This window comes from Phormidium sp. CCY1219 (assembly GCF_055795085.1).
The window spans coordinates 1-618 of sequence record NZ_JAYFEQ010000219.1; the positions used below are offsets into that span (position 1 = coordinate 1).

Annotated in this window: 1 protein-coding gene; it reads left to right on the top strand. The window is 44.5% G+C overall.

What is annotated here, in order from left to right; translation table 11 throughout:
- Nucleotides 1–376: 376 nt before the first annotated feature.
- Nucleotides 377–618, top strand: a 242-nt coding sequence (locus tag AC0QH1_RS01930) for a helix-turn-helix domain-containing protein (RefSeq protein WP_324629082.1), incomplete at its 3' end; no start/stop codon positions are given.

A 618-nucleotide genomic window follows, 5' to 3' on the forward strand; every position in this document is an offset into this window, starting at 1 on the left:
TAGTCGTAGTTGAAGCGGAACCCAAGGGGTGGCTCGGAGGCACCAGAGAAATTGGAGACCGAACCCGTGCCGATTGCCAAGGAAGGCTTGATAAAAATTTCAGACATGGTACAATTTAGGTACTCTTTTTTGTTTTTAGGGGAGTCCAATCCCCTTTTTTTTTTGAAATGGGAAATTTAGAGATCTGATGGCAGAACGAACGCATCACGTTCTACTGTCATTATGCGACAAAATACTAGTCGTATTGTCGTTTATGCTGTTAACATACTCAAAATTTTTTAATTTGTCAAGGGATAAACCTACTTATTTTGTAAAGAAATGTAATAAAATCCGGGGTATTGAAAATAATTGTAGCAACATTAGTGCTAGGTGCTAGGTGAGCGAACAGAAGGACAGACAAGGGACGCCGCAGATGCGGTTGGCACAGTTGGTAGCATTTCTCGGAGAGATTTTGGCAGAACCGAACGATACGGCGCTGGCGCAGCGAATCGGGATCCAGCGTAGTGCGTTTCGGAGGTTAAAGGCTGGAGAAAGTACGAATGTCTATAAGCGCAACCGAGAGGCGCTGCTTAACTTTTTGGGCGTGACGGCAGATGAACTCAATGCCTATATTGAGGG